Origin of the sequence: Anoxybacillus ayderensis, from assembly GCF_013761015.1 — a bacterium.
In the GTDB taxonomy this organism is placed as follows: Bacteria; Bacillota; Bacilli; order Bacillales; family Anoxybacillaceae; genus Anoxybacillus; species Anoxybacillus ayderensis.
On the sequence record NZ_JACDUV010000006.1, the window covers coordinates 51568 to 70031 of the forward strand.

The following is an 18464-nucleotide window of genomic DNA, read 5'->3' on the forward strand; positions in this document are numbered from 1 at the left end:
ATGAAGGCATTACGATTAAAGTTATTTCAAGAAACAGCGTGCTACAAAAAGCCGTTTGCTTCCAAAGTGGCGGAAACGTATCCGCTTCCGCCATATTCAACCGTAAAAGGAATGATTCACGCTTTGATTGATGCAAGCCAATTCATTCCGATGCGTCTAAGTGTACAAGGGACGTATGAAGCGAAGTTGCTTGATTATCAGCGATATTATTTTTTCAAAAAGAAAGAACTATCAAGCTTTCCGCTTGTACTAGATGGGTTAGCACGAATGGAATTTTCCTACGATAAAAACGAAATCACAACGATGCCAATGTACACGCATTTGTTGCACAACGTCCATTTATTAATCCATGTCGAAGCAGAGCAACACATCTTAGAACAAATCATTCATGCTATCGAGCATAGTATCACTCATTATAGCCTTGGGCGGTGGGAAGATTTAGTTCGGATTGATGAATATAAGCTCGTAGAAGTCCAAGAGCTTGAAGAAGAAGGGGAGACTTTGCAGCGAGATGCTTATATTCCAAGACATCTTCTTGATCCAGAAACAAAAAGTATTCCTTATCAGCTGAATTGGAAATATGAAATTGTTAACGGAATTCGGCAGTGGGAAAAAATTCATGTTGGTTATGTTCAAAAAGGAATCGAGGCTCCAGAGGGAGTATGGATTGATGAAGATGGGGAACTAGTTTTTTATCATCTGCAGGAGGGGCAATGATGACTTTTTATGCAAAATCGGAGGGAAAAGAGACGATTCGTGAACATACGGATCGTCTCCTTCATAATTTAAACTTGTTAAAAAATGCTTACGGTTACAAATTCACGTTAATGGACGAGCGAATGTGGAAGCTGTTAGAAATAGCTGTGCAATATCATGATGTTGGCAAAGCGAATACGGTATTTCAAAACAAAATTCGTCAAGTAATTCATGAATCCGTGTTAGAAACAGATGTAGAAACAAATGTGCCTCACAATTATTTATCAGTAGGATGTATCCCGCTAAAACAGCTAGACTTCACGAAAGAAGAAGAGCGACTGCTTATTCACGCAGTCGGTTATCACCATGAGCGTGAGCAATTTCCAGAAAAAGAAATGATTCGTCATATTTTAGAAAACGATATAAAGCAACAGTTACCACAACTAAGTGAACATATGGGATTACCTATGACAGAAAAATTTTCATATCGATTCGTTGATCGATTGTTAAAGCGATATACGTATCATGACGGAGAAGAGTTTTGGAAATATGTCATGATTAAAGGGTTGCTACATCGTTTAGACCATGCGGCATCTGCTCATATGGATGTCGAAAGAGATGTAGAAAAATCAATTTACATAAATGTAAATGAATATATGAAAAAACAAGGATTTCATAAAAACGATTTGCAACAATTTGCTGAACAACATCATGATAAGCATGTGATCGCTATCGCACAAACGGGAATGGGGAAAACGGAAGCAGCCCTTTTATGGATTCGAGATGATAAAGCATTTTTTACATTGCCACTTCGAGTGAGCATTAATGCGATATACGACAGAATAAAAGAAAAAATGGGCTATGACGCGGTTGGGTTGTTACACTCCACGAGCGTGCATTATTTAGTAGACAAGGAGGAAAATTGGGAAGAATTAAAACAGCAGTCTGAACATTATGCGAAGAAGTTATTGCTTACAACCATTGATCAAATTTTAAAGTTCCCGTTTTATTATAAGGGTTTTGAAAAGGAACTAGCAGCGATGGCGAATGCAAAAATAGTAATCGACGAGATACAAGCATATGAACCAAAAATTGCAGCGATGCTAATTAAATCCCTCGAGATGATCCATCGTGTAGGTGGGAAATTTATGATTATGACTGCCACACTTCCAACTTTATATTTGGATGAGCTAAAACAGCGAAATGTGATTGACAACGACCAGATTGTAGTTGGGGAGTTCATCGATACAAGCGTACACCGTCACCGTATTCGCATGCGTGCGGAGGGGATTGAGGAAACAATCGGAGAAATGTTAGAACTGGGCGAAACGTCACAAGTACTTGTCATTGTCAATACTGTTCGTAAGGCAATGAGTCTTTATGATAAATTTTTAGACTGTGATACACAAGTCCCTATCTACTTACTCCATTCGCAATTCACACAAGAAGATCGTCAGTTGTTGGAAAAGCGCATTAAACAATTTAACGAAAAAAATGAACGAGGAATTTGGATTACGACGCAACTCGTCGAGGCGAGTATTGACATTGATTTTGATTATTTGTTTACCGAAATGTCAACGTTAGATAGCTTGTTTCAACGTTTCGGACGTTGTTACCGTAAAAGAGCACTAGACCATGACCATTGCAATATTCATATTTTTACTGAAAAGATCTCTGGCATTCCAAGAGTATATAACGAACATCTTGTAAATGAGAGCATTCGGCTGTTAGAGCAATACGATTACCAAATCGTTGACGAACGTGCCAAGGTAGAAATGGTAAAGCAGCTATATGATCGAAAACAATTAAAGGGCACATCATTTTTGAAAGAGTTTGAAGATGCCTTATATATGTTTGACAATCTCGATCCATACGGAATGGATAAACGTGAGGCGCAACAAAAACTGCGTGATATTCAAAACATCCAAGTTATTACGCGGCAAATGTATGATCAAATTGAGCATCTATTCGAGCAATATAAAAAAGAAAGAGAATGGAGAAAGCGGTTGAAATTACGAATGGAAATTGAAAAGAAAACAGTTAGCGTCCAGCGATATGTAGCGGAAAAATATGTGTCGGAGCGGTTGCCAAAGCCATTTGACCACATATATATTGCCGATGTTCAATATGACTTTGATCGTGAACAGTTGAAAGGAAAAGGCATTTTATTGGACAAACCTTCATCCAATCAACATTAAGAGGGAGTTTATATTCATGGTTAGTGGTGTGCAAATGCAGTATTACAAAGTGTGTAAGCGGAAACTATGGTTGTTTTCAAAAGGAATTGCGATGGAAAATGAACATGAACGTGTCATTGAGGGAAAGATTTTACACGAGCGGGCTTATCCGCGTTTGGAAGATAGGGAAATCTTAGTTGATGATACATTCAAGTTAGATGCTTTAGATAAGGAGTATGTTCGCGAAATTAAGATCTCTAGCAAAATGTCAGAAGCTGATCGATTTCAAATGTTGTATTACTTATATGAGCTAAAGAAACGGGGCATTACGAAGAAGGGATTGATTAGCTATACGAAGGAGCGGAAAATAGAAGAGGTAGAACTGACAGAAAAAGATGAGAGTGTGATTGAAAAGGCGATAAAGGAGATTTATGTCATTTTACAATCTCCTTTTCCACCACGGTTAAAAAAACTTCCTTACTGTACAAAATGCGCATATTATGAATTTTGTTTTGCGCTAGAAGGTGATGATTAAATGTTACGGGATCACTATATTTTTTCTAACGGCAGATTGAAAAGAAAAGATAATACGCTATACTTTTTTGATGAACAAGAAAATAAAAAGAGCCTTCCTGTTCATCAAACGGATAATTTATATGTATTTGGAGAAGTAGATTTAAACTCGTCGTTATTGAACCTATTGAGCCAGCATGATGTTCATCTTCATGTATTTAATTACTATGGTTTTTATGCAGGAACGTTTTGTCCGCGAAATAAAAAAGTTTCAGGATTTACTGTGGTACAACAAAGTGCCCATTATCTCGATCACGAGAAACGACTACATATGGCGAGGTTGTTTTTGCAAAGTGCCGTGCATCATATGCTACGAAATATTCGACGATACAAAGAAAAAACGGAGCAATATGTAAAAGACATCGAAGAAGAAGCGAAAAAGATGGATAGTGCTACGACAATTCAAGAGCTAATGGGGTTAGAGGGACGCATTCGCCAACATTATTATCAGTCATTTAATGCAATTTTGAAGCAAGATTTTATCTTTGAAAAACGAACGAAACAGCCACCCCAAGATCCATTGAATGCCCTTATTTCGTTCGGCAATTCGCTTTGTTATACGGTAGTTTTGTCGGAAATTTATAAAACACAATTAGATCCGACTATTAGCTTTTTGCATGAGCCGTCAACGAAGAGATTTTCTTTATGTCTAGATTTAGCGGAGATTTTCAAGCCATTACTTGTTGACGTTGTGATTATTTCGTGCATTAATAATCGCATCATCACCCAGAAGCATTTCGATTTTCTCGATGGAATGGTGTTGCTAAGTGAGGAAGGAAAAAAGCGTTTTATTAAAGAGTGGGATGAGAAGCTATCAACAACGGTACAACATCGGAAACTGAAGAGAAAAGTAAGTTATCGGTATTTTATTCGTCTGGAATGTTACAAACTCATTAAACATTTCATTGGCGATGAGCCTTATAAACCATTGAAAGCATGGTGGTAGTTATGTTTGTAATTATTACGTACGATGTTGGGGAAAAGCGCGTAAATAAAGTGTGTAAAAAGTTAAGAGAGTACTTAACATGGACACAGAACTCTGTGTTCGAGGGGGAAATTACTAAAAGTTTGTTAATGAAATGCTTAAACGAAATCGATCAAATTATCGATGAAGATGAGGATTCCATTTATATTTACGAAGTGGCTAATCCGAAGAACATCAAGAAGCAAGTATTTGGACAGGAGAAAAACTTTGATGAACTTTTTCTTTAACATTTGCAGTGAACCTCTAATTTGAAAAAACGGAAAAAATGCTTGATATATCAACAAGAAATGCGGTAGTTTTAGGATAAGAAAAAAACACGACTGACGCTTCACTGCAAAAAGTAGAAACTTGTCATATCAACCATTTTCCAAAATCGTTGATATGACAGCACTTTGTGTTTTTAGATTTGAGGGTTTTATCTGAACGTAGTGGGATGTAAAGCGAAGTTCTTCATCTGTCTCTTTATTTCTGCCTACGTTTTATCTGAACGTAGTGGGATGTAAAGTGACCCCTTCCTCTTCAAACGGCTCTGGACTTTCAATAGTTTTATCTGAACGTAGTGGGATGTAAAGCTTCACATTCAGTTCTTTCTTCATGTATTGAAAAAGTTTTATCTGAACGTAGTGGGATGTAAAGACACGACAAAAACAGCGACAAATTGGGGGATTAACATACGTTTTATCTGAACGTAGTGGGATGTAAAGGGGTACGTGATTATGAAGCGTTCAAGGGTGAATTATGTTTTATCTGAACGTAGTGGGATGTAAAGTTCAAAACGAATGGCATCTCCGTCGAAATCCTTGCTACGTTTTATCTGAACGTAGTGGGATGTAAAGTCATTTCGTTTTTGCGAAATCGAAAAAACGAAATTGCGAGTTTTATCTGAACGTAGTGGGATGTAAAGTTGTCTTGTAGAAAGTCTTGTCCAAAAAACAAAAACCACCGGTTTTATCTGAACGTAGTGGGATGTAAAGTGGGAAGCGGTGTTTGTTGAGGACGGTAACGAAATTACGCGTTTTATCTGAACGTAGTGGGATGTAAAGAAAAATTTTCTTATATCATCTTTGTTTAAATGCGATAATGTTTTATCTGAACGTAGTGGGATGTAAAGATCCTTGCGTGACCTCTTGTTGTATCGTATATACGAGTTTTATCTGAACGTAGTGGGATGTAAAGCCGCTTACGAAACGAACATCATAAGCGAGATCGAAAAAGTTTTATCTGAACGTAGTGGGATGTAAAGCAGCTTGTGGATAAGTAGCGTATTATAACATGGACGGTTAGTTTTATCTGAACGTAGTGGGATGTAAAGCATCGAACGAGGAGCAAGCGCATGTCCGTCCGCACCATAGTTTTATCTGAACGTAGTGGGATGTAAAGAAGAAAGTAAACGGAAAAATAGAGAAGATGTTTTGCGTTTTATCTGAACGTAGTGGGATGTAAAGGTGTGCCGAATTTATCTTGTAACGCTTTTTTGATTACATGTTTTATCTGAACGTAGTGGGATGTAAAGTGAGGAAGTTGTCAGACTATTCGGTTCATTGCACGAGTTTTATCTGAACGTAGTGGGATGTAAAGCTCCAAGAACAGAAGCAAAACGATTAGCTTCATAAGGTTTTATCTGAACGTAGTGGGATGTAAAGGCGCCATTTGTTATATTTTTCGGAAAAAATTATTGACGTTTTATCTGAACGTAGTGGGATGTAAAGTTGCCTAAACTTTTTAAACTCATAGTTTGCCATTTTTGTTTTATCTGAACGTAGTGGGATGTAAAGTAAAAATAGCGAGCTCTCTTAATAAACTTCTTGAAATGTTTTATCTGAACGTAGTGGGATGTAAAGAGATGTACTCATAATCCAAGTAAATTTCAATATGGTCAGTTTTATCTGAACGTAGTGGGATGTAAAGCAGGTTACTTATATCATAGCATAGTATTGTGGATAAGTGTTTTATCTGAACGTAGTGGGATGTAAAGAAAATGAAAGAAGTGCCTTTGTTGATACTAGACGACATGTTTTATCTGAACGTAGTGGGATGTAAAGTTACATTAACCGTAATCAAGGTAACGTAGGTTTGTTGTTTTATCTGAACGTAGTGGGATGTAAAGTTGTTTTACAACAAGATGTGTAAAAATTCCATGAAGCCGGTTTTATCTGAACGTAGTGGGATGTAAAGAACGTTGTCGGGTTCTGTGTTCCGTAGTCGCATGACACAGTTTTATCTGAACGTAGTGGGATGTAAAGCCTCATTCAAATGAGAAACCAAAACCGTCAACAATGAGTTTTATCTGAACGTAGTGGGATGTAAAGATGCTTTTCCCGACTTCGAGTAGGATACTCATAATTCCTGTTTTATCTGAACGTAGTGGGATGTAAAGATTTTTGAAGTTTTTCGGAAGTTTTCGTACTTTCATGTTTTATCTGAACGTAGTGGGATGTAAAGCCGGTTCATCGACTCAGTGGCTCGTAACCCGACCAAAGTTTTATCTGAACGTAGTGGGATGTAAAGACGAACCATATGCCGTTTTTCGCTAACTCGAGCGGGAAGTTTTATCTGAACGTAGTGGGATGTAAAGAAAACATCCGTTCCGCGCATTTTGGCTGCAATCGAAGTTTTATCTGAACGTAGTGGGATGTAAAGCTTTTTCGCGTCATCATTCTCATTGACGAACTTTTGCGTTTTATCTGAACGTAGTGGGATGTAAAGTTGAACTTAAAGGTATTGAAGCGATTGATTATATTTCTGTTTTATCTGAACGTAGTGGGATGTAAAGTTGCCGCTGGCGTTCGAGTGGCAAATATCGAATTGTCAGTTTTATCTGAACGTAGTGGGATGTAAAGAAAGTTCAGTAAGTGCGTTCAAGTGTTTCTCGTAGCCTGTTTTATCTGAACGTAGTGGGATGTAAAGATACACAACAAACGATGACCGAGTCGGTGCGATGAAGTTTTATCTGAACGTAGTGGGATGTAAAGAAAGGTCTAATCATCGAGGGAACAGATTTCATCATGTTTTATCTGAACGTAGTGGGATGTAAAGAATGTAGCGGAGAAATGTTACCGTCCATCAGATACGGTTTTATCTGAACGTAGTGGGATGTAAAGGAACGGGAGCGAAAACAACAATGGGAGCTGGGGTGACGAGTTTTATCTGAACGTAGTGGGATGTAAAGAAGAAAAGCATTTCTAAGGTCGCGCACGTCCTGTAAGGTTTTATCTGAACGTAGTGGGATGTAAAGGAGTAAACTGTATTAGCCAACAACCTTAAGCAACTTATAGTTTTATCTGAACGTAGTGGGATGTAAAGTTTTGTTTACCTGTCAGAATTTCGATTGCGCGACTCGTTTTATCTGAACGTAGTGGGATGTAAAGTAGTAATCGGTTTTTAAATATTGTGTATTTTTTAGTGTTTTATCTGAACGTAGTGGGATGTAAAGCAGCTGCGTCCCTGGCGCCATGTACTCTACCGCATGTTTTATCTGAACGTAGTGGGATGTAAAGCTTTTTGATTCATGTCGATTTGTTGTTCTTGTTTGGTTTTATCTGAACGTAGTGGGATGTAAAGAGTGTTGACGTGATCGACGAAACAGCGATTCCGATGTTTTATCTGAACGTAGTGGGATGTAAAGAGGATCAACAATCCACCAATGACGATGTGCATGGTCTGTTTTATCTGAACGTAGTGGGATGTAAAGATATCTCTACCTCTATGGGCTAAAATAAATAAATTTTTGTTTTATCTGAACGTAGTGGGATGTAAAGTGAGAGAAAAAACGCAGAATAAACCGACGCAACCGCGTTTTATCTGAACGTAGTGGGATGTAAAGAAACGTCGCTTCAACAGTGTTAGAAAATGCTTCGAGTTTTATCTGAACGTAGTGGGATGTAAAGTAACTATTATATCGCATTCCTTCTTGCTTTTCATACAGTTTTATCTGAACGTAGTGGGATGTAAAGTGAGATTAAAAGTAAAAGAAATCAAAGGCGACACTCATCGTTTTATCTGAACGTAGTGGGATGTAAAGCCGCTAAAAAGTAGGTGAAATGCTTTGAGTGAAACTTGTTTTATCTGAACGTAGTGGGATGTAAAGTAAAGCATAGTACATCTTCCTCCTTCTCAACCTTTTGTGTTTTATCTGAACGTAGTGGGATGTAAAGCATGTCAGGTCCGCTTGGTCCGCGGCGTTTGTTTCTGTTTTATCTGAACGTAGTGGGATGTAAAGCTTGTGTTACGCCCGTTAACTGCAGGCGAAGCTGATGTTTTATCTGAACGTAGTGGGATGTAAAGTTGACATAGCCCGATCGCAATGCTGTCCCACACATGGTCGGGTTTTATCTGAACGTAGTGGGATGTAAAGCGTTGCGATTAGAATAATTTTCTTGACGGACTATTTTTGTTTTATCTGAACGTAGTGGGATGTAAAGCAAGAAAAGAAAAAGCTAGTGCAACTACTGTATTGGACAGTTTTATCTGAACGTAGTGGGATGTAAAGTTGTTTTTGCGGCGTTGAAAGGGGGTGTACAATGATGGGTTTTATCTGAACGTAGTGGGATGTAAAGTAAAGCATAGTACATCTTCCTCCTTCTCAACCTTGTTTTATCTGAACGTAGTGGGATGTAAAGAGCCATGCCTCGTTACCTTTTTTTGCGTGTCAAAATGGTTTTATCTGAACGTAGTGGGATGTAAAGATTAGTCAGTCTGATATTCCAGACGTTTCTAATGTTCCTTGTTTTATCTGAACGTAGTGGGATGTAAAGAAAGAAACACTTGGCTTTCAAGGGGACAGTCAGTTACGTTTTATCTGAACGTAGTGGGATGTAAAGAGCCATGCCTCGTTACCTTTTTTTGCGTGTCAAAATGGTTTTATCTGAACGTAGTGGGATGTAAAGGCGTGAATCCGAAACGAACGCAAGCACTTGCGCATCGTTTTATCTGAACGTAGTGGGATGTAAAGTGTGATGAGGAGGTGAGGACATGGACAAGTTGGTGAAGGTTTTATCTGAACGTAGTGGGATGTAAAGTTGCGAAAAGAGATCTGTTTCGTTTCTACTGACGGGCGTGTTTTATCTGAACGTAGTGGGATGTAAAGATAAGAACGTTAGACCATTCATGAAAGTGTTGAATCAAGGTTTTATCTGAACGTAGTGGGATGTAAAGCACCCACAACTTTCTCAGCTAATAAATTCCCATAAGTTTTATCTGAACGTAGTGGGATGTAAAGAAGAAGCCGACTTTTAAGTTAGATGTCACTTCTAAAATTGTTTTATCTGAACGTAGTGGGATGTAAAGATGTAGTGGAATGATTGATGGAGTAGAAGCGATTAAACGTTTTATCTGAACGTAGTGGGATGTAAAGAAGAAGCCGACTTTTAAGTTAGATGTCACTTCTAAAATTGTTTTATCTGAACGTAGTGGGATGTAAAGATGTAGTGGAATGATTGATGGAGTAGAAGCGATTAAACGTTTTATCTGAACGTAGTGGGATGTAAAGTAGAGTAAGCCTATTCTTTGAGTAGAGCAGGATGAGGTTTTATCTGAACGTAGTGGGATGTAAAGCCGAATTAGGCGAAAAATTTAGGCGTTGGGGGTTTTTAAAGTTTTATCTGAACGTAGTGGGATGTAAAGCGTATCTATTATGTTGCACTTTAAGTCAACATTCAAGTTTTATCTGAACGTAGTGGGATGTAAAGGTAAGGCGCTAGCGTTCTCAACGCTCCAGCAAGCTGTTTTATCTAAACGTAGTGAAATATCCCCCTTTTTCACTTCATTTTCACCATTCACTCGTACACTTACGGTATACAGTACATGATATGGTGAATCAGGGGGGATATGTGTTGAAGAAAAACATCGTAAAAATGATATTGGATATTTCGTTGGCGATTACGTTTGTGTTGTTAATGAATCCGAGAGTGTTTAACGGATTGCCGTTTCATGAAGTGGCAGGTCTAGTGATTGGTGTGGCTGTTTTGATCCATATTGGTTTAAACTACAAATGGGTTGTCAATACGGTGAAAAACATATTCAATCGTTCGCTTTCGGGGAAGGCGAGATTTGGTTTTTTATTAAATGTGTTGTTGCTTGTTTCGATGGCAGCTATTATCGTGACCGGTATTCTTATTTCGAAAGTTGTATTTCCGCATTTTTCAGGTGGGGAAAATCATGCGCTAAGGGAGCTTCATGATATTTTTTCGAAAGTGACGCTTGTGCTTGTCGGTGTCCATATTGCATTACATTGGCAATGGATCATGGGTGTGTTTCGAAAAATATGTAAAACGAAAGAAGGGTATTGGCGCAAAAGTTCGCTTGCGATTATTGCTTTTTTACTTTTGTTATTTGTGGCAAGTATGCAATGGCTTGCGGTGAATGTGAAACCGAATGAAGAAGCGTTGAAACCGAAATTTGAGCATAAAGTAGCTCAAGCGGGGGAGATGACTGCGCCAGCGGGATTTCGAGAAAGGGAGTTTCCACATAAAGAACATCATGGCAACAGCCAGCCGCTCCTTGTTATTTTTAGTCACTTTACTATTTGGACGTTTGTTATTGTTCCTGTTTACTACATCGAAAAACGAATGCGCAAGAAACGAAAACTTACCGTATGAAAGGTGTCCCGTGATGTTGGGACACCTGTTTTATGAACCTTTTTTTCCTTTATCGTGCTTATAACATTCGTGATATAGCTTCATTAATGCCCGTTTTTCGATGCGTGAAACGTAGCTACGGGAAATGCCAAGTTCTTTAGCGATTTCGCGCTGGGTGCGTTCAGGTTGCATGTTTAAGCCGAAGCGGCTAACGATGACTTGTCGTTCACGATCGTCAAGGACGTGTAAATGTTGAGCGATATTTTCAAGCTCATTATTTTTTTCAATCATGTCGATAATGTCTTCATCTTCTGATTTTAATACATCGAGTAGACTAATTTCATTTCCGTCGCGATCTTGCCCGATCGGATCGTGCAAAGAAACGTCTTTCCTCGTTTTTTTCAGTGAACGAAGGTGCATTAAAATTTCATTCTCAATACAACGAGCAGCATATGTCGCTAGTTTCGTCCCTTTCCCTGTTGAATAGCTTTCGATCGCTTTAATTAAGCCGATTGTGCCGATGGAAATTAAATCTTCTGGATCTTCTCCGGTGTTTTCGAACTTCTTTACAATGTGCGCAACGAGGCGCAAATTGTGTTCGATGAGCTTGTTGCGTGCGTATTCATCCCCTTTTGCCATTTGTTTTAAATACATCGCTTCTTCTTTTGCATCAAGCGGTTGTGGAAAGGCGTTGTTTTTCACATAAGATACGAAAAAGACGAGCTCCTTTATAAACAAAGCAAGTGCAGAAAAAATGGTACCCATCATCGTTCACCTCGCAGGTGGTCTTTTGTTGCTTATGTATGTATATGCATTAGAAAACTTGTTCGTGTTTGGACACATCATTTTTCTTTTTTCCCCTTTGTTTGTGAACAGAAAATCTTGTATAATCGGAACATGTAACATACATACGAAAGAAGGATGAAGCGTGAGAAGGGCAATGATGAAACCGTTAAAGCTCACCCCACCTCAATTGTTAGCTAGCATGTTTCTTTTTCTTGTCGTTGTCGGTGGTGTGCTGTTGAAGTTGCCGATTGCCACAGAAAAGGAAATTAGTTGGCTCGATGCGTTCTTTTTATCGACATCCGCAGCAACCGTAACCGGCTTAGCACCGATTGATCCCGGTTCGACATTTACTGTATTTGGAGAAGTTGTTTTAATGGTGCTTATTCAAGTTGGTGGGCTCGGTATTATGACATTTGCAGTGCTTGTCGTCATTGTGCTCGGAAAAAAAATCGGGATGAAGCAACGCATGTTGATGCAAGAGGCGTTAAATCAGCCATCGCTCGGTGGTGTCATTCGTTTGGCGCGCAATTTACTGTTGTTTTCTTTGTTTATGGAACTCGTCGGGGCGGCGTTGTTGGCAATCGATTGGGTTCCGAAAATGGGCTGGACGAAAGGGTTATATTACAGTCTTTTTCATACCATTGCATCGTTCAATAATGCTGGATTTGCGTTATGGCCTGATAATTTATCGCGTTTCGTCGGTGATCCGATCGTCAATGTGACGGTCACGTTATTAATTATCATCGGCGGGCTCGGTTTTACCGTCGTATTTGACGTATTGTATCAGCGCCGTTGGAGAAAGTTATCTATTCATACGAAGCTGATGTTAGTCATGACGCTTGTTGTGAACATTGTAGCGATCATTTCCTTCTTTCTATTCGAACATAACAACCCAAAAACGCTTGGCTCTCTTTCGCTTCGTGAACAACTATGGGCATCGTATTTTCAAGGCATTACGCCGAGAACAGCGGGATTTAATACGATTGATATCGGTTCACTTGAACAACCGACGGCGATGCTTATGATTTTTCTTATGTTTATCGGAGCAGGAAGCACGTCGACAGGCGGAGGAATTAAGCTGACGACGTTTGCGGTCATTATTTTTGCGGTGATAAGTTTTTTAAAAGGAAAAGAAGAAACGGTCGTGTGGATGCGAACGATTCGCCATACGATTATTTTACGAGCATTGGCCATCGCGTCCATGAGCATGTTGTTTATTTTTGTTATGACGATGATATTGACACTTACGGAAGATGCTTCGCTTCTTGCGCTTTTATTTGAAGTTGTATCCGCATTTGGCACAGTTGGACTGTCGATGAATATGACGATGCATTTATCAGCGATCGGAAAAGTGCTCATTATTTGCGTCATGTTGTTTGGGAAATTAGGCCCGTTAACGCTCGTATATTCGATTGCGAAGCCGAAAAAGACAAACATTCGTTATCCGAATGGCGATATATTGACAGGATGAAAAAAGCGAGGGAGACTCCCTCGCTTTTATTGGGCTGGTTCTTGCGGCATAATTAAAATTTCTACCCGTCGGTTTTTCGCGCGTCCTTCAGGTGTCGCATTTGAGGCGATCGGTTTAAACTCTCCATACCCTTTTGCGCTAAATAACTGCGGGTCTAACCTTGTATTTTCAAGCAATAGTTTCATAAAGTTGACGGCGCGCATAACGCTTAATTCCCAGTTCGAAGCAAATTTCGCATTGTTGATCGGCATGTTGTCGGTATGTCCGCTAATGACGATATTGCGCGGCGGATTCATGACAAGCAAGTTCGATATTTTTTTTGCGACATCGCGATATTGTGGTTTAATATCAGCGCTCCCTGAGTCGAACAACACATCGTTTGCAATCGTCACAAGCAATCCTTCTTCTGTCATCGCGACAGACAATTCTCCACTTAGTTGATTCGTTTTGACGTATTCGTTAAATTTACTTTGAATCTTTTTTAATTCCTCGTATTCTTCTTTTGAAATTTTGACATACGGTTTTTGATTTGGCGAATCTTTAATAATCGAGTCCATTTCTTCTCGTTCAACCGGACTTAAATATTGTAGCGCCCCTGTGCCACCTGTGAATACGCTATTAAACGCACGTGCAATTTCCATAAATTTTTTTGAGTCAATTTGACTACTTGCGAATAAAACGATAAATAACGCAAGCAACAACGTTAATAAGTCGGCGTACGGAATTAACCAGCTTTCATCGACATGTTCCTCATGATGATGTTTTTTATGCTTTTTCGCCATTATTTTGAGCTCCTTGTCCTAAAAGTTTTTGACGTTCGCTCATCGGTAAATAAGAAGCTAATTTTTGTTCAATCGCCCGCGGCGCTTGTCCTTCAATGATCGAAAGCACGCCTTCAACCATCACTTGCCGCACTTTAATTTCTTCTTTCGATTTGCGTTTTAGCTTGTTCGCAAATGGATGCCAAAGCACGTATCCTGTAAAAATTCCCATGAGCGTCGCAACGAACGCTGCACTAATTGCGTGACCAAGACGTTCGATATCGGACATATCTTGAAGGGCAGCGATCAATCCGACGACGGCACCAAGTACCCCAAGCGTTGGAGCATACGTTCCTGCTTGCGTAAAAATCGTTGCATTCGCTAAATGGCGTTCTTCCATCGCTTCAATTTCTTCAGTCATGACATCGCGAATAAATTCTTGTGATTGTCCGTCAATCGCTAAACTTAATCCGTTACGTAAAAATGGGTCATCGATTTCAGCTACTTTTGCTTCTAATGCTAACAACCCCTCGCGGCGAGCGATGTTTGCCCACTCAACGAACAGCGGAATGAGTTCCTCAATTTTTGGCGTTTTTGACTCTTTAAAAATGACCCCGAATAACTTTGGGACTTTTGCAATTTCTTTTGTTGGAAAGGCGATCGTGACGGCGGCCGCTGTCCCTAATAAAATGATTAAAATCGCAGCGGGGTTAATGAGCACGGCCGGGCTTACCCCTTTAAACACCATTCCGACACCGACAGCGATAATGCCAAGAATGAGACCGATTAAGGACGTACGGTCCATGTTATCACCTCTAGTTGTTGTAGAATGAAAAATAAATCCAAGTTTATCATATAACTTATCCGAATGTTTGAAAAGGGAAATTTGTACGAAAAAAACCCTCGAAGTGGGAAACTTCAAGGGTTACATTTTCTTTAATCGGAATGAACCGACCATTAAAAGCGAAAGCGTAAAAATAATAAAAATAAAGACGTAAGGTGGAAAATAGTGAATCGTTAAATAACTAAGCGTCAACAAACAACCTGCTGCTGTGATCGGCAAACCGGTAAAATATCCGTTGCTTTCCGTAATGTTAAATCGTGCTAGGCGAAAAGCGCCGCAACCGATATAAAAAATCGTAAAAAATGAGCCGGGTGCGCCAAATTCGTGCAATAATCCTTGATAAAGTAATAGTGCAGGCGCTACTCCAAATGATATAATATCACTCATTGAGTCCAATTGCTTCCCTAAGTCAGATTCAATGTTCATTTTCCGAGCGACTGTTCCGTCAAAACGATCGGCAAGTGCCGCTAAAAAAATAAACAATACAGATACGTTTAGCTGGCCTTTCACCGCAAATAAAATGGCAAAGCCACCTAAGCTTAAATTTGTCAACGTCAATACGTTTGCCGTATGCGCTTTAAGTTTTTTGATGGTATGATCAATATAATCAGATAAAAACATACACGTTCACTCCTTTATTAAAATCGTGCCGACCCACTTGCCAAAAATATCACTCGGTTACTAATATTTTATTGATAATAAGCAAACTAGTAAAGGATATTCTTTACTTTAGGAGGGAAAATCGTTGGTTAAATGGCTATATCGCCTATTTATTGAATTAACAAATCATCCTTTGACATCGAAGTGGCTCGCTTCGTTTACGCGCTCAAAATGGAGTCGCTTAGTTATTCCATCTTATGCGAAAGTATATAAAGTCAATGAAGAAGAAATGGAAAAAAAGTTGCACGAATATGAAACGCTTCAACAATTGTTCGTTCGCTCCTTAAAAGAAGGGCTTCGTCCGATCGATGAACATCCAGATAGTGTCGTAAGTCCTGTCGATGCGGTGATCGAAGATGTTGGCATCATTACGGACAAGAAAGAAATAATCGTCAAAGGAAAAACGTATTCCATTCGTGAAATGCTCGGTGATGACCACATAGCTGAAAAGTATTTGCATGGAACGTTTATTATTTTGTATTTAAGTCCAAGCCATTATCATCGCATTCATAGCCCAATATGTGGGGAAGTTGTGAAGCAATGGACGCTCGGCGGCAAGTCATACCCTGTCAACCGCCTCGGATTAAAGTATGGCAAAGATCCACTTTCTAAAAATTACAGAAGAATTACTGAACTGTGTACAAATGGCATGCATACAGCCATTGTGAAAGTCGGAGCGATGTTTGTCAACAGCATTGAATTAACACATGAACACGACTATGTGAACAAGGGGGAGGAAATCGGATATTTTTCGTTCGGTTCAACCGTTGTGTTATTGTTTGAAAAAGGCGCATTTACGCTAGATGAACAAATTATTCCGCCACTTGAAGTAAAAATGGGGCAACGTCTCGGCTTTTTTGCGCAAAAGAAAAAGAGCCAGTAACTAAGGGCTCGTTATGAAGACTGTTTAATTTTATGGTCCAAATGGCGACGGAAAATTTCACGTTCAATGAGTTGAATAAATTCTTTACTTAATTGTAATTCTTTCGCTTTGTAGTATGACTCAATTAACAAGTCGTCAGGCAAACATTTCATTTTTTTCGCCTCCTCGGTATACATGGAAAGATGTATACATATAATGGTAGGTTTATCTTCACTTTACCATAAATCAAACATAAGAACAATTGTTCTAATTATCCACATGTGTTGGTGGATAAGTTGTGGATTTGTTGTTTATAACGATGAAGAAACGTTGAAAAATGAATGTGGATCATGTGTATAAAGTTATCCACACGATGTGAAAAACGTCGGATTTTGTCGAAAAATTTTACAATTTGTTTATTTATGTAAAAAAGAGAGAAGGAATGAGGACGTATGTTAAAATATTTTTTGCCGAACGAACATGCGAAAAGTATTTTTGAAATTACCCCAGAACATTTAAAACAAAAAGGAATAAAAGGAATTATTACAGATTTAGATAACACGTTAATTGAATGGGATCGTCCGCTTGCGACGCCTGACGTTGTTCGGTGGTTTGAACAAATGAAACAAAGCGGCATTCAAGTCACCGTCGTATCCAATAACAATAAAAAGCGAGTGGAAGCGTTCGCTAAGCCGCTTGGCATTCCGTTTATTTTTGAAGCGCGCAAGCCGTTGACGCGAGCGTTTCAACAAGCGTTGCGCGACATGAAATTGAAAAAAGAAGAAGTCGTCGTCATTGGCGATCAACTTCTCACCGATGTATTTGGTGGCAACCGGCTTGGGCTACATACGATTTTAGTCGTTCCTGTTGCACAAACAGACGGTTTTTTTACTCGAATGAACCGAAACATTGAACGAAAAATTTTAAATATAATGCGAAAAAAAGGTATGATTCATTGGGAGTGATGAAAATGAGTGAACAAATGATTTGTATTGGATGTGGAGTAACGATTCAAACGGAAGATGAAACGAAAATCGGATATGCGCCTCCTTCAGCGCTAGAGAAAGATCCAATTATTTGTCAGCGCTGTTTTCGGTTAAAACATTACAACGAAGTGCAAGACGTGTCGTTAACGGATGACGACTTTTTAAACATTTTGCACGGCATCGGACAAGCGGACGGATTAGTCGTGAAAATCGTCGATATTTTTGATTTTAACGGTAGCTGGCTGCCGGGATTGCATCGCTTTGTTGGAAAAAAAGATGTACTTCTTGTCGGCAACAAAATTGATTTATTGCCGAAATCAGTAAAATACGAAAAAGTAACGCGATGGATGAAACAATCCGCTCGCGAGCTCGGTTTGCAGCCGCGTGACGTCTTTTTAGTGAGCGCCAATAAAGGATATGGAATAAAAGAAGTGATGGCAGCGATTGATGAATACCGCAACGGAAAAGACGTGTATGTCGTCGGTTGCACGAACGTTGGGAAATCAACGTTTATTAATCGCATCATTAAAGAAGCGACAGGAAAAGGCAATGTCATTACGACATCGTATTTCCCGGGAACGACGCTTGATATGATTGAAATACCGCTTGATGACGGCTCGGCTCTTTATGATACGCCGGGAATTATTAATCATCATCAAATGGCGCATTTCGTCGATAAAAAAGATTTAAAAGTCATTACGCCAAAGAAAGAAATTAAACCGAAAGTGTATCAATTAAATGAACAACAAACGTTATTTTTCGGAGGGCTAGCTCGGTTAGATTATGTAAGCGGTGGAAGACGTCCATTTGTATGTTATATGTCAAATGAATTGTTTATTCATCGAACGAAGCGCGACCATGCGGATGAGTTGTATGAGAAACATCTTGGGGAATTGTTGCAGCCGCCGCGCAAAAGCTATTGCGAGCAATTGCCACCGCTTGTTGCCCATCATTTCACATTAAAAGAACCGAAAACAGATATTGTTTTTTCAGGGCTCGGTTGGGTGACATGTCATGAACCTGGCGCTCATGTCGTTGCGTATGCGCCAAAAGGTGTCGGTGTCATGTTGCGTCGATCGCTCATTTAA

General features: G+C 39.3%; 15 protein-coding genes and 1 CRISPR repeat array. Of the genes, 10 read left to right on the forward strand and 5 right to left on the reverse strand.

The features are described from left to right. The 6 genes from cas5b to HNR63_RS09630 all read left to right on the forward strand — a co-directional run bounded on the left by cas5b (nucleotide 1) and on the right by HNR63_RS09630 (nucleotide 11027). Nucleotides 1–717 carry a type I-B CRISPR-associated protein Cas5b gene (cas5b, locus tag HNR63_RS09605; RefSeq protein WP_181520567.1) on the forward strand — a complete coding sequence of 239 codons (717 nt, stop codon included), beginning with the start codon at nucleotides 1–3 and terminating at the stop codon, nucleotides 715–717. Further along, entirely contained in the window at nucleotides 717–2894 is a 2178-nt protein-coding gene (cas3, locus tag HNR63_RS09610) for a CRISPR-associated helicase Cas3' (protein ID WP_181520669.1), read from the forward strand. The genes cas5b and cas3 overlap by 1 nt, the downstream gene beginning before the upstream one ends. 16 nt (nucleotides 2895–2910) lie before the next feature. Continuing rightward, the gene (gene cas4 / locus HNR63_RS09615) at nucleotides 2911–3408 is read left to right on the forward strand and encodes a CRISPR-associated protein Cas4 (RefSeq protein WP_181520568.1); all 498 of its coding nucleotides are present in this window, start codon (nucleotides 2911–2913) and stop codon (nucleotides 3406–3408) included. After that, on the forward strand, nucleotides 3409–4392 hold the full coding sequence (gene cas1b, locus HNR63_RS09620) for a type I-B CRISPR-associated endonuclease Cas1b (protein ID WP_085788200.1): 984 nt from the start codon (nucleotides 3409–3411) through the stop codon (nucleotides 4390–4392). Between the two features lie 2 nt (nucleotides 4393–4394). Beyond that, complete coding sequence (gene cas2 / locus HNR63_RS09625; protein WP_012574449.1) at nucleotides 4395–4658, forward strand: CRISPR-associated endonuclease Cas2; 264 nt, start codon at nucleotides 4395–4397, stop codon at nucleotides 4656–4658. 185 nt (nucleotides 4659–4843) lie between these two features. Beyond that, nucleotides 4844–10118: direct repeats of the CRISPR family, unit length 29 nt; unit sequence GTTTTATCTGAACGTAGTGGGATGTAAAG. A 141-nt stretch (nucleotides 10119–10259) separates the two neighbouring features. Further along, nucleotides 10260–11027: a DUF4405 domain-containing protein gene (locus HNR63_RS09630; RefSeq protein ID WP_181520569.1), complete on the forward strand. Its 768-nt coding sequence runs from the start codon at nucleotides 10260–10262 to the stop codon at nucleotides 11025–11027. Between the two features lie 30 nt (nucleotides 11028–11057). Here HNR63_RS09630 and sigK read toward each other — a convergent pair whose 3' ends face one another. Next, entirely contained in the window at nucleotides 11058–11771 is a 714-nt protein-coding gene (gene sigK / locus HNR63_RS09635) for an RNA polymerase sporulation sigma factor SigK (RefSeq protein ID WP_042534225.1), read from the reverse strand. A 178-nt stretch (nucleotides 11772–11949) separates the two neighbouring features. On the opposite strand from sigK, the gene HNR63_RS09640 reads away from it, so the two are divergent. Next, nucleotides 11950–13263 (forward strand): TrkH family potassium uptake protein, encoded by a 1314-nt coding sequence (locus tag HNR63_RS09640; protein WP_181520670.1) that lies wholly within the window; start codon nucleotides 11950–11952, stop codon nucleotides 13261–13263. 26 nt (nucleotides 13264–13289) lie between these two features. Here HNR63_RS09640 and motB read toward each other — a convergent pair whose 3' ends face one another. From motB to pssA, 3 genes are all read right to left on the reverse strand, one after another. Continuing rightward, nucleotides 13290–14045 carry a flagellar motor protein MotB gene (gene motB, locus HNR63_RS09645; RefSeq protein ID WP_181520570.1) on the reverse strand — a complete coding sequence of 252 codons (756 nt, stop codon included), beginning with the start codon at nucleotides 14043–14045 and terminating at the stop codon, nucleotides 13290–13292. Then, complete coding sequence (gene motA / locus HNR63_RS09650; protein WP_181520571.1) at nucleotides 14029–14829, reverse strand: flagellar motor stator protein MotA; 801 nt, start codon at nucleotides 14827–14829, stop codon at nucleotides 14029–14031. The genes motB and motA overlap by 17 nt, the downstream gene beginning before the upstream one ends. A 120-nt stretch (nucleotides 14830–14949) precedes the next feature. Continuing rightward, on the reverse strand, nucleotides 14950–15489 hold the full coding sequence (pssA, locus tag HNR63_RS09655) for a CDP-diacylglycerol--serine O-phosphatidyltransferase (RefSeq protein WP_009374081.1): 540 nt from the start codon (nucleotides 15487–15489) through the stop codon (nucleotides 14950–14952). Between the two features lie 124 nt (nucleotides 15490–15613). Here pssA and HNR63_RS09660 point away from each other — a divergent pair, with 124 nt between their 5' ends. Next, on the forward strand, nucleotides 15614–16411 hold the full coding sequence (locus HNR63_RS09660; protein WP_042534230.1) for a phosphatidylserine decarboxylase: 798 nt from the start codon (nucleotides 15614–15616) through the stop codon (nucleotides 16409–16411). Between the two features lie 11 nt (nucleotides 16412–16422). Here the strand turns inward: HNR63_RS09660 and sda are convergent, their stop codons facing one another. Beyond that, nucleotides 16423–16563 carry a sporulation histidine kinase inhibitor Sda gene (gene sda / locus HNR63_RS09665; RefSeq protein ID WP_021095140.1) on the reverse strand — a complete coding sequence of 47 codons (141 nt, stop codon included), beginning with the start codon at nucleotides 16561–16563 and terminating at the stop codon, nucleotides 16423–16425. 279 nt (nucleotides 16564–16842) lie between these two features. On the opposite strand from sda, the gene HNR63_RS09670 reads away from it, so the two are divergent. After that, the gene (locus HNR63_RS09670) at nucleotides 16843–17355 is read left to right on the forward strand and encodes a YqeG family HAD IIIA-type phosphatase (RefSeq protein ID WP_043965468.1); all 513 of its coding nucleotides are present in this window, start codon (nucleotides 16843–16845) and stop codon (nucleotides 17353–17355) included. Nucleotides 17356–17360: 5 nt separating this feature from the next. Next, nucleotides 17361–18464 carry a ribosome biogenesis GTPase YqeH gene (gene yqeH / locus HNR63_RS09675; protein WP_181520572.1) on the forward strand — a complete coding sequence of 368 codons (1104 nt, stop codon included), beginning with the start codon at nucleotides 17361–17363 and terminating at the stop codon, nucleotides 18462–18464.

What these genes read in the sequence shown, in the direction of transcription:
- cas5b (WP_181520567.1), top strand. Translation starts at nt 1, where the DNA reads ATGAAGGCATTACGATTAAAGTTATTTCAAGAAACAGCGTGCTACAAA.
- cas3 (WP_181520669.1), top strand. Translation starts at nt 717, where the DNA reads ATGACTTTTTATGCAAAATCGGAGGGAAAAGAGACGATTCGTGAACAT.
- cas4 (WP_181520568.1), top strand. Translation starts at nt 2,911, where the DNA reads ATGGTTAGTGGTGTGCAAATGCAGTATTACAAAGTGTGTAAGCGGAAA.
- cas1b (WP_085788200.1), top strand. Translation starts at nt 3,409, where the DNA reads ATGTTACGGGATCACTATATTTTTTCTAACGGCAGATTGAAAAGAAAA.
- cas2 (WP_012574449.1), top strand. Translation starts at nt 4,395, where the DNA reads ATGTTTGTAATTATTACGTACGATGTTGGGGAAAAGCGCGTAAATAAA.
- sigK (WP_042534225.1), bottom strand. Translation starts at nt 11,771, where the DNA reads ATGGGTACCATTTTTTCTGCACTTGCTTTGTTTATAAAGGAGCTCGTC.
- HNR63_RS09640 (WP_181520670.1), top strand. Translation starts at nt 11,950, where the DNA reads ATGAAACCGTTAAAGCTCACCCCACCTCAATTGTTAGCTAGCATGTTT.
- motB (WP_181520570.1), bottom strand. Translation starts at nt 14,045, where the DNA reads ATGGCGAAAAAGCATAAAAAACATCATCATGAGGAACATGTCGATGAA.
- motA (WP_181520571.1), bottom strand. Translation starts at nt 14,829, where the DNA reads ATGGACCGTACGTCCTTAATCGGTCTCATTCTTGGCATTATCGCTGTC.
- pssA (WP_009374081.1), bottom strand. Translation starts at nt 15,489, where the DNA reads ATGTTTTTATCTGATTATATTGATCATACCATCAAAAAACTTAAAGCG.
- sda (WP_021095140.1), bottom strand. Translation starts at nt 16,563, where the DNA reads ATGAAATGTTTGCCTGACGACTTGTTAATTGAGTCATACTACAAAGCG.
- HNR63_RS09670 (WP_043965468.1), top strand. Translation starts at nt 16,843, where the DNA reads ATGTTAAAATATTTTTTGCCGAACGAACATGCGAAAAGTATTTTTGAA.
- yqeH (WP_181520572.1), top strand. Translation starts at nt 17,361, where the DNA reads ATGAGTGAACAAATGATTTGTATTGGATGTGGAGTAACGATTCAAACG.